Source organism: Marinobacter sp. ANT_B65 (assembly GCF_002407605.1).
GTDB lineage: Bacteria > Pseudomonadota > Gammaproteobacteria > Pseudomonadales > Oleiphilaceae > Marinobacter.
Map to the genome: position 1 here is coordinate 1,861,414 of NZ_NXGV01000001.1, position 18,420 is coordinate 1,879,833.

Below are 18,420 nucleotides of genomic sequence, written 5' to 3' on the forward strand. Positions count from 1 at the left end.
CGGCAATAGAGTTTGAATGATTACTCAATTTTATATTGAGCAACCACTCAAGTCCAGCTAGAGTCGTCGAATTGAACTATCATTCCGGCATTGACCTGCGTTCCGGAAACCGCCAGAGGATGTCCTATGCCAGATAAAGCCTTCCCCTCGATAATCGTATTTGACGTTAACGAAACACTATTGGATATCACTACGCTGGAGCCCTTGTTCGATCGCATCTTCGGTGATCCGGGCGTGCTTAGAGAATGGTTCGCCCAGCTTGTGCTTTACTCTCAGGCGATGACCCTTGCCCAGCTCTATACACCCTTTGGTGAACTTGGTATTGGTGCGCTGAAAATGACGGCGAGTATCCATGGAGTGGGTATTTCAGATGAAGATGTTGCGGAGCTTAAAGAGCGAATGAGTTCAATGCCGGCACATCAGGACGTTGTGCCAGCCCTCACCCGCTTGCAGAACGCAGGGTTTCGCATGGTGACTTTGACTAATTCAGCCAGCGCCGCAACACCTACTCCACTTGAACAAGCAGGCATAAGTCATTTTTTTGAAAAGAATTTCAATGTCAGCACGGTCGGTAAATTTAAGCCAGCTCCTGAGACCTATCATCTGGTCGCTACAGAGTTATCTGTTGAGACCTCGGATCTGTGCCTTTTAGCCTGTCACCTGTGGGATACCATCGGTGCCCAGGCCGCAGGATGCCAGGGCGCGTTTCTCGCACGCCCATACAACGCTCCCTTGTCTGCGCCAAATGTACCCATCCCTGATCTGTGTGCATCAGACCTGATAACCCTTGCGGACGAGATCATTAGGCGCAGACAGGGCTCCTGACGGACAGAAATGCAAGCAGGGCGCCAGCGATACTTCAGCAGGCGCCTTCGCTATAGAGCATACGACAAGGCTTCTCGCCAAGGTAATAATAACGGGGCTTCGCCATCCGCCTCTTGCCTCCGGCTGCGACAATACGCTCAGCCACCTCAAGTTTTGACAATTTCCTGATAAAACCTCAACAAAGCCCTGACACACCCTGGGCTAAGGTACCCCCCTCACCGGCAGTTCAGCCGGGTCAGTCTCCAAAAGGAGGGGGATCATTGTGAATAGGTTCTTACCACTCGTCCTGTCACCTTTTTTATCACGGCAGGTGCAAGGATTTCTGGCCGCAGGTGGTCTTGCCACGCTGTTTCATTGGCTTGTCATGGCGGCTCTGATCGTTGCCGGGCTTGAGCCAACGCTGGCGACCGCAAGTGGAAGCATATCCGGGGCTACGCTGAACTATGGCCTGCAGCGGCGCCTGGCTTTCCAGAATGCGGGCCCGCACAGGTCTACTCTATGGCGCTATATGGGCTCCTGCTTTTTCGCCTGGCTGTGCAATCTCATTTCCTTCTTCCTGCTCAATAACCTTCTGGCACTTTCTGTTCCGCTTTCTCAGGTGGTTACCACAGGTCTTGTCGCTGCGTTGAATTACCTTGTTTATCAGAGGCTGGTTTTCCATGAACAAACCCGTTGAATTTCCCGTTATACCGTTTGATAAGCCGTTACTGTCACTGGTGGTACCGCTCTTCAACGAGCGCCCAGTGCTGCCTGTTTTCTTCGAGCGGGTTCTGCCCGTGCTTGCAAAACTGGATCTGCATTGGGAAGTAGTGTTGGTTGATGACGGAAGCGACGATGGCAGCGCCCGATACATCCGGGATGTTATCAACCGGACTCCGGGCGTCCGCCTCGTAAAACTGAGCAGGAACTTTGGCAAGGAAGCGGCAATGACGGCGGGAATGGAACACGCCAGAGGGGATGCTGTGATTGTGCTGGACGCCGATCTTCAGGATCCGCCCGAGCAGATTCCCGCTATGGTCGAGTGCTGGCAGTCTGGTGCTGAAGTTGTCCTGATGCAGCGCCGTTCGCGGGCTGGTGAAACCGCCTTCAAACGCTGGAGCGCACACTTTTTCTACCGGTTGCTGAACAGAACAAGCCGGACGAATATCCCGGTGGACACCGGTGATTTCCGGTTGATGAGCCGGAAAGCAGTTAACGCTCTGCTGGAACTGAAGGAACGCAATCGGTATATGAAAGGGTTGTTTGCCTGGGTCGGCATGCCAACCAGAATCATCCAGTATGACCGCGAACCTCGGGTGGCGGGAGAAACAAAATGGGATTACCCGGGGCTGGTTGGCCTCGCTCTTGAGGGGCTTACCTCGTTCTCCATCTCGCCACTACGCTGGGCCATACTGATCGGACTGATTGCCGCCAGTATGGGCTCGGTATTCGGGCTATGGATTGTAGTCAAGGCCATCATGCTGGGCGATGCGACCAGCGGTTACCCATCACTTGTGGCTATCATCAGTTTTCTCGGTGGTATTCAGTTAATGAGCGTGGGCATTGTGGGCGAATACGTCGGCAAGACCTACATCGAATCAAAACAACGACCGATTTACCTGACAGAAGAAGTATTTGAAGGCAGAGAGAGCGTACGACAACATATTAATCGCAAAATGACAGGGGCGCCTCATGTCAAAGCGGTTTAACCCCTGGCTGATCATACTGGCTGTAATAATGTTGAGCCGTTTCATTGGAATGGCTCTGCTTCCCTTTGCAGACACCACCGAGCCTCGCTACGCGGAGATTGCCCGCTTGATGGCGGAAACCGGAGACTGGATTACTCCATGGTTTGAGCCTGGCGTTCCTTTCTGGGGCAAACCACCCTTATCTTTCTGGGCCCAGGCAGCGGCCATCAAGCTCTTTGGTGTCTCTGAGTTTTCGCTGCGATTTCCCGCATGGCTGGCATCGCTTGCCATGGTATGGCTGGTATGGAGACTGGCGCGGCAACTCTGGAATGTTCAGGCAGCTCAGTGGAGCAGTCTGGTTTTTGCAACCATGGCCCTCACATACATCAGCGCCGGAGCCGTAATGACCGATGCCTTTCTGGCATTAGGCACCACCCTCACTCTCGTCAGTTTTTGCCTGGTAATGTCGGGAGAAGGCGGTAAATGGCGCTGGTTTTTCTTCCTGGGCATCGTAATCGGACTCCTGTCCAAGGGGCCCCTGGCTATTGTGCTGACCGGTATTCCCATCGCGCTGTGGCTACTTGTTTCATGGCGGAACATGACCAGCAATCTGCAGCGGCTTCCCTGGTTCAGGGGGGCCCTGATGACGGTTCTGCTCGTCTGTCCCTGGTACCTGCTGGCTGAATTCAAGACCCCCGGCTTTCTGGATTACTTTATCGTAGGAGAACATATCCGCCGGTTTCTAGATCCGGGTTGGGTGGGAGACCTGTATGGCAGCGCCCATGATCAACCTAAAGGCATGATATGGGTGTTCTGGTTGTGGGCATCTTTCCCGTGGGGCATCGTTGCACTGCTGAGCCTGGCACTACCCTCGTTCAGGGGCAAAAAAAACGGCACCTGGCGCAAAACCCTATCCAGTCCAGGCGTCAGCTTTTTACTACTCTGCGCGCTGGCACCCATGCTGTTTTTCACGCTCGCAGGCAACACGCTCTGGACTTATATACTCCCTTCTCTGCCATTTACAGCCATACTGATCGGCCGCTGGGTATCGGAATGGGATTCTCGTTGGCTATTCCCGGTAAGGGGCGGCATAGCGGCACTTGTTCCTGTTTTACTGACCGCCTTCGTTGGTCTGGCTGCAACAGGCTGGACACCGCTCAAAACGGAGAAAGAACTGGTAAGCTATTATGAACTTGTCAGCAAGACTGATGACAGTCCTCTGATCTATCTGGATAACCTGCCCTTCTCCGCCAGATTTTACTCAGACGGCAGTGCTATCGAAGTAACGCAGGATGAGTTGAGTCACTTGCAATCGGCCAGAGCCTATCAACGTTTATATGTGGCCGTCCCCAATACCTGGTCAGATGAAAAAGTGGCCGGTTTATCCTCATCAACTCACAAGATTATGGAAAATTACCGCTATCAATTGTTGGTCATTGATGGATTGCTTCACGATCAGCAGGCGATGTCTGGCGCCAACGGAGCTCGCTCGAATGACATCTGATAACACGTCTGTCCAACCTCCTCTCAGGCTTTTGATTGTCGAGGATCAGGTAGACCTCGCTGAAAACCTTTTCGAGTTTCTGGGTGAAGATCGTTACGCGCTGGATTTCGCAGCTGACGGGCTGACTGCATTGCATTTGCTGGCCACTCAAAGCTATGACGTTATTGTGCTCGACCTTATGCTCCCCGGCGTCAATGGCTATGACATTTGCCGCCGGATCCGCCAGGACCTGAAATGCCAGACACCTGTCATTCTGATGACCGCATTGAGCGCCCTGACCGACAAGGAGAAAGGGTTTGATTGCGGTGCAGATGACTATCTCGTGAAACCCTTCGAGCTGCGTGAACTACAGTTACGAATAGAAGCTCTGCATCGACGCCATTCACCGCAAAGACAGGTTTTGTCAGCCGGGAATATCCGGTTCGATCCGGGCACGCTGGAAGTGGAGCTGCACGGGCGAAAAGCTGTTCTGTCCGGCACGCCTGCCCGCTTGTTTGAATTGCTGGTCAGAGCCTATCCGAGTTTTCTCAGCCATGAGGCACTCAGTGATGCCGTATGGGGGGCGCGTCATGGAGAAACTGAAGGAAACAGCCTTCGGACCCATATATACACACTCCGGAAAGCCCTGCAGGCCGGAGTGGGTAGCGGCCTCGTAAAAACTATCCATGGACGTGGGTACAGTCTGGAGGTCCCTGCAGACGCACTTCCGAAAGGGAACACCGATACGCGATGAAATCATCTCTGACTACGCGCCTGACCCGGACTCTGTTCTTTCTGATCGCCGCCACAACCGCAATCTCGATGTTTACCGTTGAGGTGTTTGTTAATGACGTCGAGGACACCATTCTGAGCCTCGAACTGAAAGCAGATGCCGAGTATTTCGCAAAGCAACTCCGGGACGGGAGTTTTCAACCTGTAAAAACGGCCCAACTGGAGGCCGTTTTTCTTCCTGAAGGCGCTATGGACGCGGCGCTTCCGGAATATTTCCGGAACCTTCCCTTGCCGTTTTCCCGGGAAATCGAGATAGGTGAGACAACGCTTCTGATATATGGCGAGCAGGTCGCAGCACCAGATGGCAAGCTCTTCCTGGCTCAGGATATAACCATCATGGAAAATCGTGAATCTCTGGTTCAGCTTGCTCTGGCGGGTGTGGCTGGCTTCATGCTTCTTGTTGGTTTTTTTGTGGCCCGAACCGGAGCCGGCTACCTGGTACGCCCCTTCAGGAAACTGACCAAGGAGGTTCTTGATACAACACCCGGGGCCAGAATGCCGCAAATAACGACGGAATATCACGATCAGGAGTTTTGCGATATCGCTGCTGCGTTTAACCGGTTTTTATCTGCCCTCGAACACCATATCGAGCGGGAAAAGTCGTTTGTCAAACTGGCAAGCCATGAGCTTCGTACTCCTCTGGCTGTTATGAGTGGCGCCCTGAATGTACTCGAACAACGACAAAGCATGTCACAAGCCGATCAGAAAACCCTTGCCCGAATCCGCCGCGCCATGCAAACCATGCGCGACGATACTGATGTCCTGCTCGAACTTGCCAGAAGCGAAACACCCAAAAGCGATGCCCGGACAGTAGTACTTCAGGAAATCATACAGAACACCGTTGATGACCTGGAACAGGGGCTTCCCAATGATGTGGGACGAATTACTGTCTATGCCGACAGCCCCGGGCTGAGAGTAAAAACCCACCCGGCTCTGGTGCGTATGCTGCTCCGCAACCTGCTGCAAAATGCGCTCAGACACACCCTTTCAAAAGTGGAGGTTCGAATGACCGGCAACGGAATATCGGTGCGAGACTTCGGATCCGGGCTTCCCGATAGAATCACGGAGAACCTGAGCACTGCTGAAGCTCCCCATGCCATCACATCCCCGGCCGGAGAATTCAGTAACACCACCTTCGGACTACTGATTGTCCGGCTCGTTTGCGAGCGACTGGGCTGGGAGCTGGAGGTAGCTCAATCAGACAGTGAAGGAACTGAGTTTTTGATTCATGTTCACAATCTTGCCTGACAGGCCCGGCTCCCCGGGCCTCAGAAAACCTTCTCTGCGGCAAACTGCGCCAGGTTCAGGCCAAAGCCGGGAGTCTTCCCGTGGGTCAGGAAAAACAGGTTCCGGTAGCTCATCTTGAGCTGATAGGGCACCCGGCCCATTTTCAGGATCTCGTCCCTGCCACCGAACCAGGTGCTGGCACGCACATAGAATGCCTTGCCCTGGCCCATATCGCCGATACAGAAGACCACCGGCTGAAGGGGCTCATTAGCCTCGTCAGCATCCATCAGGCCCATATCCAGGGCTACCTGGCGGCCCACGATCTCCGCCTGCTGGTGACCTATGCCACCGATCTTGGGCATGGTGACCGCCGCGCAATCGCCAAGCGCAAAGATTTCAGAGTGCCCCGGCACCCGCATCAGCAGGTCGGTTTTGATAAATCCCATACTGTCAGCGATTGGCAGATCCCGCAGACAGGGATGTGCTACCCAGTCCGGCAGCACAATTTTCAGTTCCGCCTCGATGCTCTGACCATCGGCAAACTCGATGCCGTCCGCAGTCAGGCGTTTGATGTCCGCCATATGATTGCGATAGTGAATGCCCATCTCCCCGGTCATCTTGAGGAAGGCCTTCACGTTGTTCAGCCCGGCATCGGCCGCAATATATTCCTCCGGGGTGAATATGGTGATCTTGTCGGGGGAAGAGTTGGCCTCATGTTTCAGGTAACTGGCAAGGGCGGTACTCATTTCCAGCACTGGCCCCTCGCAGGCGGCTTTGGCATACGGGATGGAACCACCGGGATAGGGCTCCAGCCCTTCAGCACCATCGCCCTGATGAAAATGGGCCGCACCTATGGCAATGGGCCCACCCTTGTAGCCCCCTTCGAACAGATATTCCCGCAGTTTTTTCCCGTGAAACAGGTCAGAAACCGTGTGGCCATGCTCAGCAAAACCTTCAATCCGGTCATAGGCCAGATGCGCGCCCAGGGCCAGAACCAGTATGTCGTAATTCAGGGTCTGGCATTCCTCCCCTGCACGCTCAACGGGCCGGAACTGGACTGTTCTGGACTCTATGTCGATACGCTCCACCCTGGCCAGAACAAAGGAAATATCATCACTGGCCAGAACCGGGCGCAACTGCATCCGCTCCCGCAGTTCCGGGTTGCGATTTTCCATCACATCAGATGGGATATTGGGTACAAACAACAGGTAATCCCGAAGGTCCATCACCGTAATGTCCACGCTGTCACCGGCATATTGGCGGATCTTCTGGGCGGCGCCGAGGCCGGCAAAGTTGCCACCCAGCACCAGTACTTGGGGTTTTGTCTTGGTATCAGTCATAGGATGTGTCCTTCCGTTTGAGCGCTATCCTGCACTCAAGGGTCATTATTAAAATGACTGGCCAGATAGAACATTCACAGAAAAGGATTGATACCCTTGTTTTCTATCGACCTTCTACCAAGAAGATAGGCCTGGAATCAGCTTCTCAAAATCAGCAATAGTACGACCACGGGCCTGCGATACACCCATTACCAGTTAACCATGGTACCAGCCACCCCGGCCACGGCCACCACACCAAACATGCCTGCCTGCTGGGTGTTGTAGCCCAACGGCTCCTGAGTAACATGCAACGCCAGGGTTGCCCACAGGGCGTTGAAAGCCGCAAACCAGAACATGCCGGTGAATGCCGACTTGCGCAGCAGCCCATGGCTTCGAAACAGTGTCCACATGCTCGCCAGCAAGGCCCCGTAGCCCATGCGCAGTGCCGGCTCACGCCACGGCAGAGCCCTGTGCAGTGCCAGCCCGAACAGCAGCGCCAGTATGGCCGACATCCCATACACCGCACGCCATCCAAAATGCTCGCCGACAAAACCACTGAGGGTACGGGACAGCAATATGCCCAGGGTCAGCCCGGTCATCAGGGTGCCAATCACTTTCGCCTTCTGCTCCGCACTCACAAGGGTGGCGGCGAAGGGCAGCAACTGCTGGGTAATGTTTGCGCTGAGGCCAATCACCAGACTGGCCAGCCCCAGCACCACAACATTTCCGGATACCACCGCCAACAGCGAACCCAGTACCAGAAACACCGACAGCAGATCGATCAGGCGACGACGGGCAATCACATCCCCCAGGGGAGAAATCAGCAGAATGGCGAGAGCGTAACCCACCTGATTCATCCCGGGAATCCAGCCAATAGTGGCCTTATCCAGTTCAAGATCCCGCGCGATCACCGGCAGCAACGGCTGGTTGTAATACAGATTGGCCGCACTGGCAGCAACCGCGCAGGCCATCAGAAAGATCAGGCGTTTGCTCAGGCCCGGGGCCTCTTGTACTTCCACGTGTCGATTCCTGGCAGCGGAGAATGGAGCTGTGCAGTGTATGGAAGCGGCAGTTATTTTATAAATGATTTAAGTGGTACAGATTTATCCTGTTAATAGATAATTCCAGAATCCGGTTCCGCCACCTCCAGCTACACCGGTTCCGGAGCGTGGGTCAGATCGGACTGGCTTTCACACCAGTCCAGCCAGTGCCGGGCAGTCGCTCCCGGATTAGCCTGCCAATGCATTTCCAGGGAAACATACAACGGCTGCGCAAGAGGCACGAAGCAGCAGCTTTGGGTTTGCAGATTGCGCACACAACCGGGCACCAGCGCCACACTCTGGCTGCTGGCCACCTGGGTCAGCAACGCCTGCATGGTGCTCGGCTCGCTGTGCACCTGGGGTTGCATGCCTTGGCTGTGAAAGGCGCTGATCAGCAGATCAAACAGGCTGGGGGCATGGGCTCGGGCAAACAGGGTCAGCGGATAGGGCGACAGCTGGTGCAGTTCCACCTTTTTCGCCTGTGCCAGCGGATGGATATCCGAGACCGCCAGGCAAATGGGGTCATCCAGCAAATGGAGACACTGGATCAGCCCCTCATAACCGCTTTCCACCGGGCGGGAGAAGCCGATATCCAGAGTCCCTTCGCTGCCAGGGAAAAGCTGCCACAACGGGCTACCTCTGCGAAGGTCACAAAATGTTTGAAGTTCATACTTATGCCAGAAATGAATTAATTGCTTAAATCTATATCATTTAAAGTTGATAACTGAAATTTCAACCTATCCGCCCCAGCGGCAACCCTTCCCCCAACGCCTGTGCATAAACGCCTGCGAAGTGTTCCTTCAGCCAGTCCATCAGCTCCCGTACCCGTTGCAACTGGTACCGGTGGGGCGGACAAATAAGGGATAACTGGGTAGCTTCGGACCACTCGGGAAGCACTTCCACCAGGTCGCCCCGGGCAATATCGGCCTGCACGTAGGCGTCTGCCAGACGGGTGACCCCCAGCCCGGCCAGTGCGGCCTGACGCATGGCGCGCCCGCTGATGATCCGGAACCCCTTTTTGGCGTGTACCAGCTGCTGCTCACTACCCCGAACCAGTAGCCAGTGGTCCACGCTGCCGTAGATCAGTGGCAGTTCCCGCAGGTCTGCAGGCTCACGGACAGGACCCTGCCGGACCAGAAATTCCGGGCTGGCCACATAGCGGGTGGTTACCCGGTGCAGGCTACGGGCCACCAGGGTGGAATCCGCCAGTTCCCCCATCCGCACCACCAGATCGTAGGGACTGCCGGGAAGATCCACCCGGGGGCTGGAAAAATCCAGTTCCACCTCCACCCCCGGATGGGCCTGCTGGAATCGGAACACCAGGGGCGCAACCAGCTCCTCGCCAATCAGCCCGCCCACGGAGTTCATGCGGATCACCCCTTTCAGTTCCCGGGTGGACTGCATCGCCCAGTCCGCCGCAGACTCCAGTTGGCGGAAGGCCAGCTGGCTGCGCTCAAGATAGCCCTCACCGATACTGGTCAGACGCAGGCTGCGGGTGGTCCGGTGCAGCAGCTGCACCCCCAGCGCCTTTTCCAGCTCTGTCACCTGCTGGCTGAGATTGGCCTTGGACTGGCCGGAAGCCTCCGCAGCCGCGGTAAAGCTGCCATGTTCGGCCACCAGCAGAAAAGCGCGTACCCAGCGCCAGGAGATATTGTTCATAAAAACCGAACAGCCTTTTTGGAATGTGGTGATTTTTCATATTACAGACCTTGCCCAGAATACGCCCCTGATTTTGATTTCCGGGCAGCCACTGGGGCCGCCCCATTCACAGGAGAAATTTCATGGCAAAACCCCTGGTAGTTATCACCGGTGCATCCTCAGGTATCGGCGCGGCCATGGCCCGTCAGTTTTCACAGGCAGGCCACCCCCTGCTGCTTCTGGCCCGGCGCGTGGACAGAACTGAAGCCCTCAACCTGCCTGACACCCTGTGTCGTCCGGTGGATGTGACCGACGCCCAGGCCTTTGCTGAGGCGATCCGGGAAGCCGAATCCGTGTATGGCCTGGCGGACCTTCTGGTCAACAACGCCGGTGTCATGCTGCTGGGGCAGCTGGACACCCAGGATGCGGCCGAGTGGAAGCGCATGTTCGACGTGAATGTACTGGGCCTGCTGAACGGCATTCAGGCGGTACTTGCGGATATGATAGCCAGCGGCAGGGGTTCCATTCTCAACATCAGTTCCATCGCCGGCAAGAAGAGCTTCCCCAACCACGCCGCCTATGTGGGCAGCAAGTTTGCAGTCAGCTCCATCACCGAAAACCTGCGGGAGGAAGTGGCGGACAGCAGCGTGCGGGTAATGGCTATCCACCCGGGCGCCGTGGACACCGAACTGCTGGGCCACACCACCCGCCCGGACATCATCGCCGGCTACGAGGAGTGGAAAACCGCCATGGGCGGCGTACTGGCCGCTGACGACATCGCCCGCGCCGCGCTCTTCATGTACCAGCAGCCTCAGAACGTGAATATCCGCGACATCACCATTGCAGCTACCCGACAGCCGGCCTGACCCGGGGCGGGTTCACCCTGTTCTTTTCCTCTGGGCAGCAGCTCCCTGAATGTTGACCAGGCACCCATAAAGTGCCTGAACAGGGCGCACCTGACCTCCAGAGGAAACGAACATGAAATGGATCTCTCTGGCTCTACAACGACCGGAGCCTGAAAAATATGGTGGTTCCGCTTTCCAGCCTTAACCTGATGACCGGGCTGAAGATGAAGATCTTTGGCTCCCTCGGGACAGTCGCCTGTCTGGTATGGTAATTTTGATCAATCCTGTCTATCAGCCCGAGTTCTTTATGGATATCCGCCAGCTGCAGTTCCTTTGCGCCCTTGACCAGCACCGGCATTTTGGCCATGCCGCCGAAGCCTGCCATGTCACCCAGCCCACCCTGTCCATGCGACTGAAGAATCTGGAAGAGGAACTGGGAGTCACACTGATTCGGCGGCGCCAGCGCTTTGAGGGTTTTACCGAAGAAGGAGAGCGCCTGCTCAACTGGGCTCACCAGTCGGTCGCCGCCTTTGAGGGTATGAAAACCGAGGCGCAGCGTTTGCAGGGGGAACTGGTGGGCACACTGCGTATTGGCATGGTGCCCCTCAGCCACGTGGAACTTATGCCCTCCCTGCAACAGCTGCACAAGGACTCCCCCCACGTCCGGCTGCAACTGCATGCCCTGAGTTCACAACAGATTATTGCCGGCCTGGAAGCCAATCAACTGGATATCGGCCTGACCTATCTGGCCCAGGCCGATATGGCCGGTTATCGGGTCTGGCCCCTGGGAACGCCCCAGGTGGGACTGCTGTATCACCCCGATTATTTTACTCCGGAATCCACTCACACCCCTGACGGCAACCGACTAAGCTGGGAGGCACTGACCACCCTGCCCCTGGGGCTGCTGAGTGACTCCATGCGCTTCCGTCAGGGCCTGGAACACAGCGCAAAACTCAAAGGCATGGAACTGTCACCGGTACTGGAATCGGATTCCGTGGAGCACCTTCTGGAAGGCACCAGCAATGGTCTGTGCTGCACTCTGGTGCCGCTGCCGGCGCCGCGCTCGGCATCAGCCACCGGACTGCGTACAGTGGCCATGGAAGATACCCTGCCGCAATCGACACTGGCACTGGTCTGCCAGAACAGCCAGTACAGCAACAACCCCCTGGTGCAGGCGTTGATACAGCGCATGACCTGCAATAATTGATAAATGTCATCTATCAGTACATCAGTACTGGCAATTGGACGCCCCACCAGCCCCGCCGTATCCTGAAAACAGAATCTGTTCACTCCGGCCAACCCTCCCGGCCAGTGTCACACCCATACTCCGCATACAACAGACAACAAAAGACTTATGAGCAAAACAAAATCTGTTTATTCCGCTTATGAAGGTCCCGCCGGCGGCTGGGGCGCACTAAAGAGCACTGCCCGCTTCTGGATGAAAAGTGAAAACCGCATCCACAACATCAAGAGCCTGCTGAAAACCAATCAACAGGATGGTTTTGACTGCCCGGGCTGCGCCTGGGGTGATAAGCAGGACCCGGACAAATTCAAGTTCTGTGAGAACGGCGCCAAAGCGGTGAACTGGGAGGCTACCAGCAAAAAGGTGACGGCAGATTTTTTTGCGCGCTATCCGGTCGGCTGGCTGAAGCAGCAGAGCGATTACTATCTGGAGTATCAGGGACGGCTGACACAGCCCATGTGCTACAACCGGGAAACCGACCACTACGAAACCATCAGCTGGGAGGACGCCTTCGCCCTGATCGGGAATACCCTGAAAGGCCTGTCGTCCCCGGATGAACTGGAGCTGTATACCTCTGGCCGCACCAGTAACGAAGCAGCCTTTCTTTACCAGTTATTTGGCCGGGCGTTCGGTACCAACAATTTCCCCGACTGCTCCAACATGTGCCATGAAGCCAGCGGCTACGGGCTGACCAGCAGCATCGGCATTGGCAAGGGCACGGTGGTGATGGAGGATTTCAATCACGCCGATGCCATTTTTGTCTTCGGCCAGAACCCGGGCACCAACCACCCGCGCATGCTGGCCACCCTCCGTGAAGCCCGGGAAAACGGCGCCCGGGTTCTCAGCTTCAATACCCTGAAGGAACGAGGGCTGGAACGCTTCCAGGATCCGCAGGAACCCCTGGAAATGCTCACCAATGGCTCCAAAAGGATCAGCGACAGCTATTTCCGTCCGAACATCGGTGGCGACATGGCCCTGGTCCGTGGTGTGGTCAAGGTGCTGATTGAAATGGAAAAGGAGGCCAGCAAAGAGGGCCGAGCGGTTTTCGATCACCGGTTTATTGAGCAGCACACCACCGGCATGGAAGACTACCTGACTCAGGTGCAAAACACCGACTGGGAAATCATCCTGCGCCAGTCCGGTATCAGCCGGGAGGAAATAGAAAACATCGCCCGCATCTACGCCGAGTCTGACCGGGTCATATGCACCTGGGCCATGGGCCTGACCCAGCACAAGCACTCAGTGGCCACCATCCACGAGATCGTAAACCTGCTGGCCCTGCGCGGCAATATCGGCAAGCCCGGCGCCGGCGCCTGCCCGGTTCGGGGCCACAGCAATGTGCAGGGTGACCGCACCATGGGCATCAACGAAAAACCCTCCGCCGAGTTTCTGGATCAGCTGGGAGCCCATTTCGGCTTCGAGCCTCCCCGCCATCCGGGCCATGCAGTGGTGGAGGCGATCCGCGCCATGCGTGACGGCAAAGCTAAAGTCTTTATCGGCATGGGCGGCAACTTCGCCTCTGCCACCCCGGACACGGCTGCAACGGAAGACGCACTGGCCAACTGTGAACTGACCGTACAGGTCAGTACCAAGCTCAACCGTTCGCATCTGGTGGTGGGAAAAAACGCCCTGATCCTGCCCTGCCTGGGGCGCACGGACATTGATATGCAGGCCACCGGTCCTCAACGGGTAACAGTGGAAGACTCTTTCAGCATGGTGCATGCCTCAGGCGGGGTTCTTGAGCCTCTTTCAGACCAGATGAAATCCGAGCCTGCCATTATCGCTGGCATAGCTTCTGCCACGCTTGGAGTCTTCCCCCTGGCCTGGGACGCACTGATCGCGGATTACGACCGAATTCGTGATCATATCGAAGCCGTTATTCCCGGCTTTGAGAACTTCAATACCAGAATCGCCCAACCCGGCGGCTTCTATTTGGGAAACTCCGCCCGGGATCGGCATTGGAACACAGCTGGAAATCGTGCCGTGATTCATACACACCCATTGCCCGACAGTATTCTTCCGGACAAGGCGGCCTCCCAACTGAGCGAGCGTACCCTTATCATGCAGACCCTGCGCTCCCATGATCAATACAACACCAGCATCTACAGCCTGAACGATCGCTATCGTGGTATTCACGGAGAGCGCAAGGTGGTCTTTATCAACCATGCGGATATCCAGCGCCTGGGGCTGGACCCGGAACAGCCGGTCACCATCCGCTCCCTCTGGGATGATGACAGCGTCCGTGAAGTCAGCGATTTCCGCCTGATTCCCTATGAAATACCCGCCGGCAATGTCGCCGCCTACTACCCGGAAACCAACCCACTGGTTCCTCTGGACTCACTGGGAGAGTTCTGCGACACCCCCACATCCAAAAGCATTGCAGTGGAACTGCGCAATGAAGAAAACCAGCAGATGATAAAGGTGAGTAACCTCTGAGCCTTTGCCTGGTGTAGAGTAGAATCAACTGTTGCGCATGAGGCACCGGGAACATAAACCTGTCCCGGTTTGCCCAGTTGCGGTTTAATACACCAGACACTTACTCTCCCGTAGAACCCCCTGTCACTATGGACAACGCCGCAGCGCCCGAGGCCAAGGTTTCAGAAGCCGAGATAGAACAGGCCATCCGCTCAGGCGTCCGGCGCTACTTTAACGACTGCCGCGCTCGGGTCCCGGCCTTTATCGACCGCCATTTTCACTACCCCGGAGCTCTGGCGACCAACCGGATGGCGCTGGGATGGGACATGCTGCGGGCGCCCATCAATCTTCTGTGGGCGCCAGTCTACGCCCTGGCCTGCCTGGTTAAGGTTTTGGCCCCCAAACGGGACGGACTGATGTGGCTGCACCGTATCGCAAACCATATACCCGCAGGCTTTACCACCCGGGTGCAGCAGCACATATCCCACCTGATTCGCACAGAGCTGTTGAACCAGGGTGAGGAAAGCCCGTTGCTGGAACGCTATCTGATTGAAGAGCTGGAAGCCGTCTATGCCCGCCATACCGACAAACCAGTTGACCACCAGCAGTTCAGCACGCTGATAGAGCCACTTGTCGCGGATGCCCTCAGCCAATACCGGGTGACCCGGACCGCGTCTGCCGATATCACCAATAGCATTTCCTGCACAGTGCTGGGAGCCTTCGCTTTCCAGAAGTTTACCCCTGGTGGCATAGGGCTCGGAGTGGTGCTCGCTTCCATGCTCGCGAAAACCCTCGCCGCCCGCGATTTTTTCCTTGGTGAGACCATAGGCACCTTGTATTACAGCTGGTTTCCACCAGAGCCTTCGCTGGCCACCACGGCCATTGTTTTGGTCGCGGTTATGGCCTTACTGGCAGCCTTTGCTGCCATGTCTGGCATCATATCCGACCCGGTTCAGGCGGCAGCCGGCCTGCATCGCCGGCGACTGCTCAAACTACTGGATCACCTGCAGCAGGACGTAACAACCAGCACCCACAGCAGCTTCCGCCCGAAAGACCAGTTTGTGGCCAGGGTTCTGGATATGTTCGACATGATTAAATCGGGGTTGCTTTGAATGGGGTGTTATTTGGAGTAGCTCCAAGAACAGTTTGAAATCCCCGGGTTCTGCCCCAAAAACGAAAAACCCCTGATTTTATCTAGTAAAATCAGGGGTTTAATTTGGCGGAGAGAGAGGGATTCGAACCCTCGATACGCTATTAACGTATACACACTTTCCAGGCGTGCGCCTTCAGCCACTCGGCCACCTCTCCAATAAACTGTTTCAAACCAGCACTGTCGTCGCTCATTTGAGGGCGCAAACTTTAATGGTTTTAGCGGCGCTTGGCAACTCCCTTAGAAGAAAACCGAGCAATATTTCCGGTTTACACCAATAATTATCAATATGATGCCTGCTGCTGCCGTTGCAGGTAACATGACACCCCTTCCCTGTTCAGTGTTTTAATCATGCCCGGAGGCCATCAATGCTCATGAAATCGGAACAATCTGTCCTGTTGCTGATCGATATCCAGGAACGACTGATGCCCGCAATTGCCCATGGGCAGGATGTGGTCAATCAATGCGTTACCCTCGCCACAATTGCAGGGCTTCTGGACGTTCCTGTTCTCGCTACAGAGCAGTTACCGGAAAAACTCGGGCCCAACGTCGAAGCCGTTAAAGAGCTGTGCCACCATACGCTGGAGAAGCACCACTTTGACGCTTGCCCGGACGGCCTGGTTGAGAATCTTCCCGAAGGCCGGCAACATATTATTATCGCAGGCTGTGAAACCCATGTGTGCATGATGCAGACCGCTCTTAGTCTGATCGACGCGGGCTACAAGGTCTGGGTCGTTGCAGATGCTACAGGATCACGAAACGAGTTTGACCGGGATGTTGCTCTTGACCGGCTCAGCGATAGCGGCGCACGGATTGTTACCACAGAAATGGTGGCTTTTGAATGGATGCGGCATAGCAAGCACCCTGCCTTTCGTGATGTGCAGATGCTAATCAAGTAGCCAAGAGGTTCACAATGCTGAACATGGATTTTGCCCGCAAAGTGGTTGTCCGTACCCTTGACCAGGACTGGGTTCCCAGCCCTTCAGGTGGAGTTTCAAGAAAACTGCTGGCCCGGGAGGAAGCCGAGCGCGGGCACGCTACCAGTATTGTTCGCTACGAACCTGGCGCATCATTCAACCGGCACGAACATCCCCTTGGAGAAGAAATCCTGGTTCTGGATGGCGTGTTTTCAGATGAAACAGGTGATTACCCTGCCGGTACCTATCTGCGCAACCCTCCCGGAAGTGGCCATGCGCCCTTCAGCAAACCAGGCTGCACACTGCTTGTAAAACTGCACCAGTTTAACGGGCGCGACCTGACTACTGTAAGGATTGATACCGCAAACAGTGACTGGCACCCCGGGATTGGCGGTCTGGAAGTGATGCCCCTGCATGAGTTTGAACACGAGCATGTTGCGCTTGTTAAATGGCCGGCCAATGAAGTGTTTCAGCCCCACAGGCATTTTGGCGGAGAAGAAATCTACGTGCTTTCAGGCGAGTTCTGCGATGAATATGGCCGTTACCCGAAGGGCTCCTGGCTAAGAAGCCCTCACCTGAGCCAGCATCATCCTTTTGTAGATGAAGAAACCATTATCTGGGTGAAAACGGGTCACCTGCCCTCTGATTGAAGGGCAGGTATTCAACCACGCTGAAATCCTCAGGAACAAAGCTCGCCTTTTCTGGATAGCCAGAAAACCATCAGAACACCGTGGATAACCAGAAACGGCACAGCAATCATTACGAGCGAGGACCAGCCAAGCCAGGAGAGAATCACGCCGGCAGACAAGGCGGCTGTGGCTTGAGAGCCAAACACAAATACATCATTGATACCCTGAACCCTGAAGCGCTCAGCCTCTGTGTAGCCACGGGGCAATAATGTGGTACCACTCACAAACAGCAAATTCCAGCCAACACCCAGCAAAAGCAGTGCCGACAGGTAGTGGTGGAAACTGACGCCACTGGCAGCCAGTACAACACACCCCAGATAGGCCAGCAATCCGGCTGCCATCATCAAAGGTATGCCAATAACCCGAGTCAGCCAGCCGCTGATGAGCGACGGCAGATACATTGCCATTATGTGCAGCTGAATAACGCGCTTGGCGTCATCCAGATCATGCCCGGCCATTTCAGTCATGCTAAGTGGCGTTGCAGTCATGATAAAACTCATAACCGCATAGCCAATCGCAGCAGCACTGATTGCCACCCAGATCAGCGGATTTGCAAGTATTTCCCGTAGTGGCCGGCCACCACCAGCGTGCGCCTCCCGGACCCGCTCTCCTTGCGCCCGGTAACCCAGGCCGAGTATGACCAAAGCCCCCAGCTGAACACCCGACAGGGCCAGCCAGCTTATGAGGAACGGATACTCGGCCTCGGTTCCATTACCGAGTGTGGCAATCTCAGGCCCAAGCCACGCGGCAATCAGTCCGCCGAGCAAAACCCGGGCTGCAGCGGACCCCGCCAGACTATCCGGGACAGATTCCATAGCGGCAAAACGATACTGGTGAACCACTGCAAGCCCGGTGCCGCCTACAACAGCAGCCAGACAAAGCAACGGAAACTGCTCTGACCACGAAGCCAGGGCTCCGAGAAGACCCGCAAGCATTCCCATCGCCGTCCCCAGCAGCATCACTCTTTTGCGTCCGAGCCTCTCCATCAGCCAGGTCGCAGGTTTGATAGCAAGCACAGTGCCCAAAACAACCAGCCCAACGGGCAGAGTGGCATACTCCGGAGTTGAGGCCAGCAGTCGCCCCTGAATACTGCCGATAAAAACAATATAGGGAGCCGTACACATGGCCAGGGCCTGCGCTGCCACAAGCACCCATACGTTAAAAGGCATG

At 55.9% G+C, this 18,420-nt stretch carries 17 protein-coding genes and 1 tRNA gene; 12 read left to right on the forward strand and 6 right to left on the reverse strand.

Translation table 11 applies throughout. The features are described 5' to 3' along the window. The first annotated feature begins 126 nt into the window (after positions 1-126). The 6 genes from CPA50_RS08565 (at position 127) to CPA50_RS08595 (ending at position 6,015) form a co-directional block, all read left to right on the forward strand. A complete protein-coding gene (locus CPA50_RS08565) occupies positions 127-825 on the forward strand; it encodes a haloacid dehalogenase type II (RefSeq protein ID WP_096781977.1) in 699 nt (232 codons plus the stop codon). Between the two features lie 262 nt (positions 826-1,087). Next, entirely contained in the window at positions 1,088-1,501 is a 414-nt protein-coding gene (locus CPA50_RS08575) for a GtrA family protein (RefSeq protein ID WP_227519534.1), read from the forward strand. Beyond that, positions 1,485-2,513, forward strand: a complete 1,029-nt coding sequence (locus tag CPA50_RS08580) for a glycosyltransferase family 2 protein (protein ID WP_096781978.1) — start codon at positions 1,485-1,487, stop codon at positions 2,511-2,513. The genes CPA50_RS08575 and CPA50_RS08580 overlap by 17 nt, the downstream gene beginning before the upstream one ends. After that, on the forward strand, positions 2,497-3,996 hold the full coding sequence (locus CPA50_RS08585) for an ArnT family glycosyltransferase (protein ID WP_096781979.1): 1,500 nt from the start codon (positions 2,497-2,499) through the stop codon (positions 3,994-3,996). Before CPA50_RS08580 ends, CPA50_RS08585 begins: the two co-directional genes overlap by 17 nt. Then, entirely contained in the window at positions 3,986-4,729 is a 744-nt protein-coding gene (locus CPA50_RS08590) for a response regulator transcription factor (RefSeq protein WP_096781980.1), read from the forward strand. The genes CPA50_RS08585 and CPA50_RS08590 overlap by 11 nt, the downstream gene beginning before the upstream one ends. After that, a complete protein-coding gene (locus CPA50_RS08595) occupies positions 4,726-6,015 on the forward strand; it encodes a sensor histidine kinase (protein WP_096781981.1) in 1,290 nt (429 codons plus the stop codon). Before CPA50_RS08590 ends, CPA50_RS08595 begins: the two co-directional genes overlap by 4 nt. Before the next feature lie 20 nt (positions 6,016-6,035). Here CPA50_RS08595 and CPA50_RS08600 read toward each other — a convergent pair whose 3' ends face one another. The 4 genes from CPA50_RS08600 to CPA50_RS08615 form a co-directional block, all read right to left on the reverse strand. Beyond that, entirely contained in the window at positions 6,036-7,334 is a 1,299-nt protein-coding gene (locus tag CPA50_RS08600) for an NAD(P)/FAD-dependent oxidoreductase (RefSeq protein WP_096781982.1), read from the reverse strand. 188 nt (positions 7,335-7,522) lie between these two features. Continuing rightward, entirely contained in the window at positions 7,523-8,332 is an 810-nt protein-coding gene (locus CPA50_RS08605) for an MFS transporter (RefSeq protein ID WP_202971744.1), read from the reverse strand. A 131-nt stretch (positions 8,333-8,463) separates the two neighbouring features. Next, the gene (locus tag CPA50_RS08610) at positions 8,464-8,982 is read right to left on the reverse strand and encodes a LysR family substrate-binding domain-containing protein (RefSeq protein ID WP_179397170.1); all 519 of its coding nucleotides are present in this window, start codon (positions 8,980-8,982) and stop codon (positions 8,464-8,466) included. Positions 8,983-9,085: 103 nt separating this feature from the next. Then, a complete protein-coding gene (locus CPA50_RS08615) occupies positions 9,086-10,012 on the reverse strand; it encodes a LysR family transcriptional regulator (RefSeq protein WP_096781984.1) in 927 nt (308 codons plus the stop codon). Between the two features lie 122 nt (positions 10,013-10,134). Between CPA50_RS08615 and CPA50_RS08620 the strand changes: the two genes are divergently transcribed. The 4 genes from CPA50_RS08620 to CPA50_RS08635 all read left to right on the forward strand — a co-directional run bounded on the left by CPA50_RS08620 (position 10,135) and on the right by CPA50_RS08635 (position 15,606). Beyond that, positions 10,135-10,857 carry an SDR family oxidoreductase gene (locus tag CPA50_RS08620; RefSeq protein ID WP_096781985.1) on the forward strand — a complete coding sequence of 241 codons (723 nt, stop codon included), beginning with the start codon at positions 10,135-10,137 and terminating at the stop codon, positions 10,855-10,857. Between the two features lie 286 nt (positions 10,858-11,143). Further along, entirely contained in the window at positions 11,144-12,043 is a 900-nt protein-coding gene (locus tag CPA50_RS08625; RefSeq protein WP_096782397.1) for a LysR family transcriptional regulator, read from the forward strand. 147 nt (positions 12,044-12,190) lie between these two features. Further along, the gene (locus CPA50_RS08630; RefSeq protein WP_096781986.1) at positions 12,191-14,515 is read left to right on the forward strand and encodes an FdhF/YdeP family oxidoreductase; all 2,325 of its coding nucleotides are present in this window, start codon (positions 12,191-12,193) and stop codon (positions 14,513-14,515) included. A 128-nt stretch (positions 14,516-14,643) separates the two neighbouring features. Continuing rightward, positions 14,644-15,606, forward strand: coding sequence for a DUF6635 family protein (locus CPA50_RS08635; protein ID WP_096781987.1), 963 nt, complete (start codon positions 14,644-14,646; stop codon positions 15,604-15,606). A gap of 105 nt (positions 15,607-15,711) precedes the next feature. Here CPA50_RS08635 and CPA50_RS08640 read toward each other — a convergent pair. Continuing rightward, positions 15,712-15,802: transfer RNA gene (locus CPA50_RS08640), tRNA-Ser, on the reverse strand. A 210-nt stretch (positions 15,803-16,012) separates the two neighbouring features. Here CPA50_RS08640 and CPA50_RS08645 point away from each other — a divergent pair. Then, entirely contained in the window at positions 16,013-16,543 is a 531-nt protein-coding gene (locus CPA50_RS08645; protein WP_096781988.1) for a hydrolase, read from the forward strand. Between the two features lie 14 nt (positions 16,544-16,557). Continuing rightward, positions 16,558-17,211, forward strand: a complete 654-nt coding sequence (locus tag CPA50_RS08650) for a cupin domain-containing protein (RefSeq protein WP_096781989.1) — start codon at positions 16,558-16,560, stop codon at positions 17,209-17,211. A 29-nt stretch (positions 17,212-17,240) separates the two neighbouring features. Here CPA50_RS08650 and CPA50_RS08655 read toward each other — a convergent pair whose 3' ends face one another. After that, on the reverse strand, positions 17,241-18,419 hold the full coding sequence (locus CPA50_RS08655) for an MFS transporter (protein ID WP_096781990.1): 1,179 nt from the start codon (positions 18,417-18,419) through the stop codon (positions 17,241-17,243). Position 18,420: the final 1 nt, after the last annotated feature.

What these genes read in the sequence shown, in the direction of transcription:
- CPA50_RS08565 (WP_096781977.1), top strand. Translation starts at nt 127, where the DNA reads ATGCCAGATAAAGCCTTCCCCTCGATAATCGTATTTGACGTTAACGAA.
- CPA50_RS08580 (WP_096781978.1), top strand. Translation starts at nt 1,485, where the DNA reads ATGAACAAACCCGTTGAATTTCCCGTTATACCGTTTGATAAGCCGTTA.
- CPA50_RS08585 (WP_096781979.1), top strand. Translation starts at nt 2,497, where the DNA reads ATGTCAAAGCGGTTTAACCCCTGGCTGATCATACTGGCTGTAATAATG.
- CPA50_RS08590 (WP_096781980.1), top strand. Translation starts at nt 3,986, where the DNA reads ATGACATCTGATAACACGTCTGTCCAACCTCCTCTCAGGCTTTTGATT.
- CPA50_RS08595 (WP_096781981.1), top strand. Translation starts at nt 4,726, where the DNA reads ATGAAATCATCTCTGACTACGCGCCTGACCCGGACTCTGTTCTTTCTG.
- CPA50_RS08600 (WP_096781982.1), bottom strand. Translation starts at nt 7,334, where the DNA reads ATGACTGATACCAAGACAAAACCCCAAGTACTGGTGCTGGGTGGCAAC.
- CPA50_RS08615 (WP_096781984.1), bottom strand. Translation starts at nt 10,012, where the DNA reads ATGAACAATATCTCCTGGCGCTGGGTACGCGCTTTTCTGCTGGTGGCC.
- CPA50_RS08620 (WP_096781985.1), top strand. Translation starts at nt 10,135, where the DNA reads ATGGCAAAACCCCTGGTAGTTATCACCGGTGCATCCTCAGGTATCGGC.
- CPA50_RS08625 (WP_096782397.1), top strand. Translation starts at nt 11,144, where the DNA reads ATGGATATCCGCCAGCTGCAGTTCCTTTGCGCCCTTGACCAGCACCGG.
- CPA50_RS08630 (WP_096781986.1), top strand. Translation starts at nt 12,191, where the DNA reads ATGAGCAAAACAAAATCTGTTTATTCCGCTTATGAAGGTCCCGCCGGC.
- CPA50_RS08635 (WP_096781987.1), top strand. Translation starts at nt 14,644, where the DNA reads ATGGACAACGCCGCAGCGCCCGAGGCCAAGGTTTCAGAAGCCGAGATA.
- CPA50_RS08645 (WP_096781988.1), top strand. Translation starts at nt 16,013, where the DNA reads ATGCTCATGAAATCGGAACAATCTGTCCTGTTGCTGATCGATATCCAG.
- CPA50_RS08650 (WP_096781989.1), top strand. Translation starts at nt 16,558, where the DNA reads ATGCTGAACATGGATTTTGCCCGCAAAGTGGTTGTCCGTACCCTTGAC.
- CPA50_RS08655 (WP_096781990.1), bottom strand. Translation starts at nt 18,419, where the DNA reads ATGCCTTTTAACGTATGGGTGCTTGTGGCAGCGCAGGCCCTGGCCATG.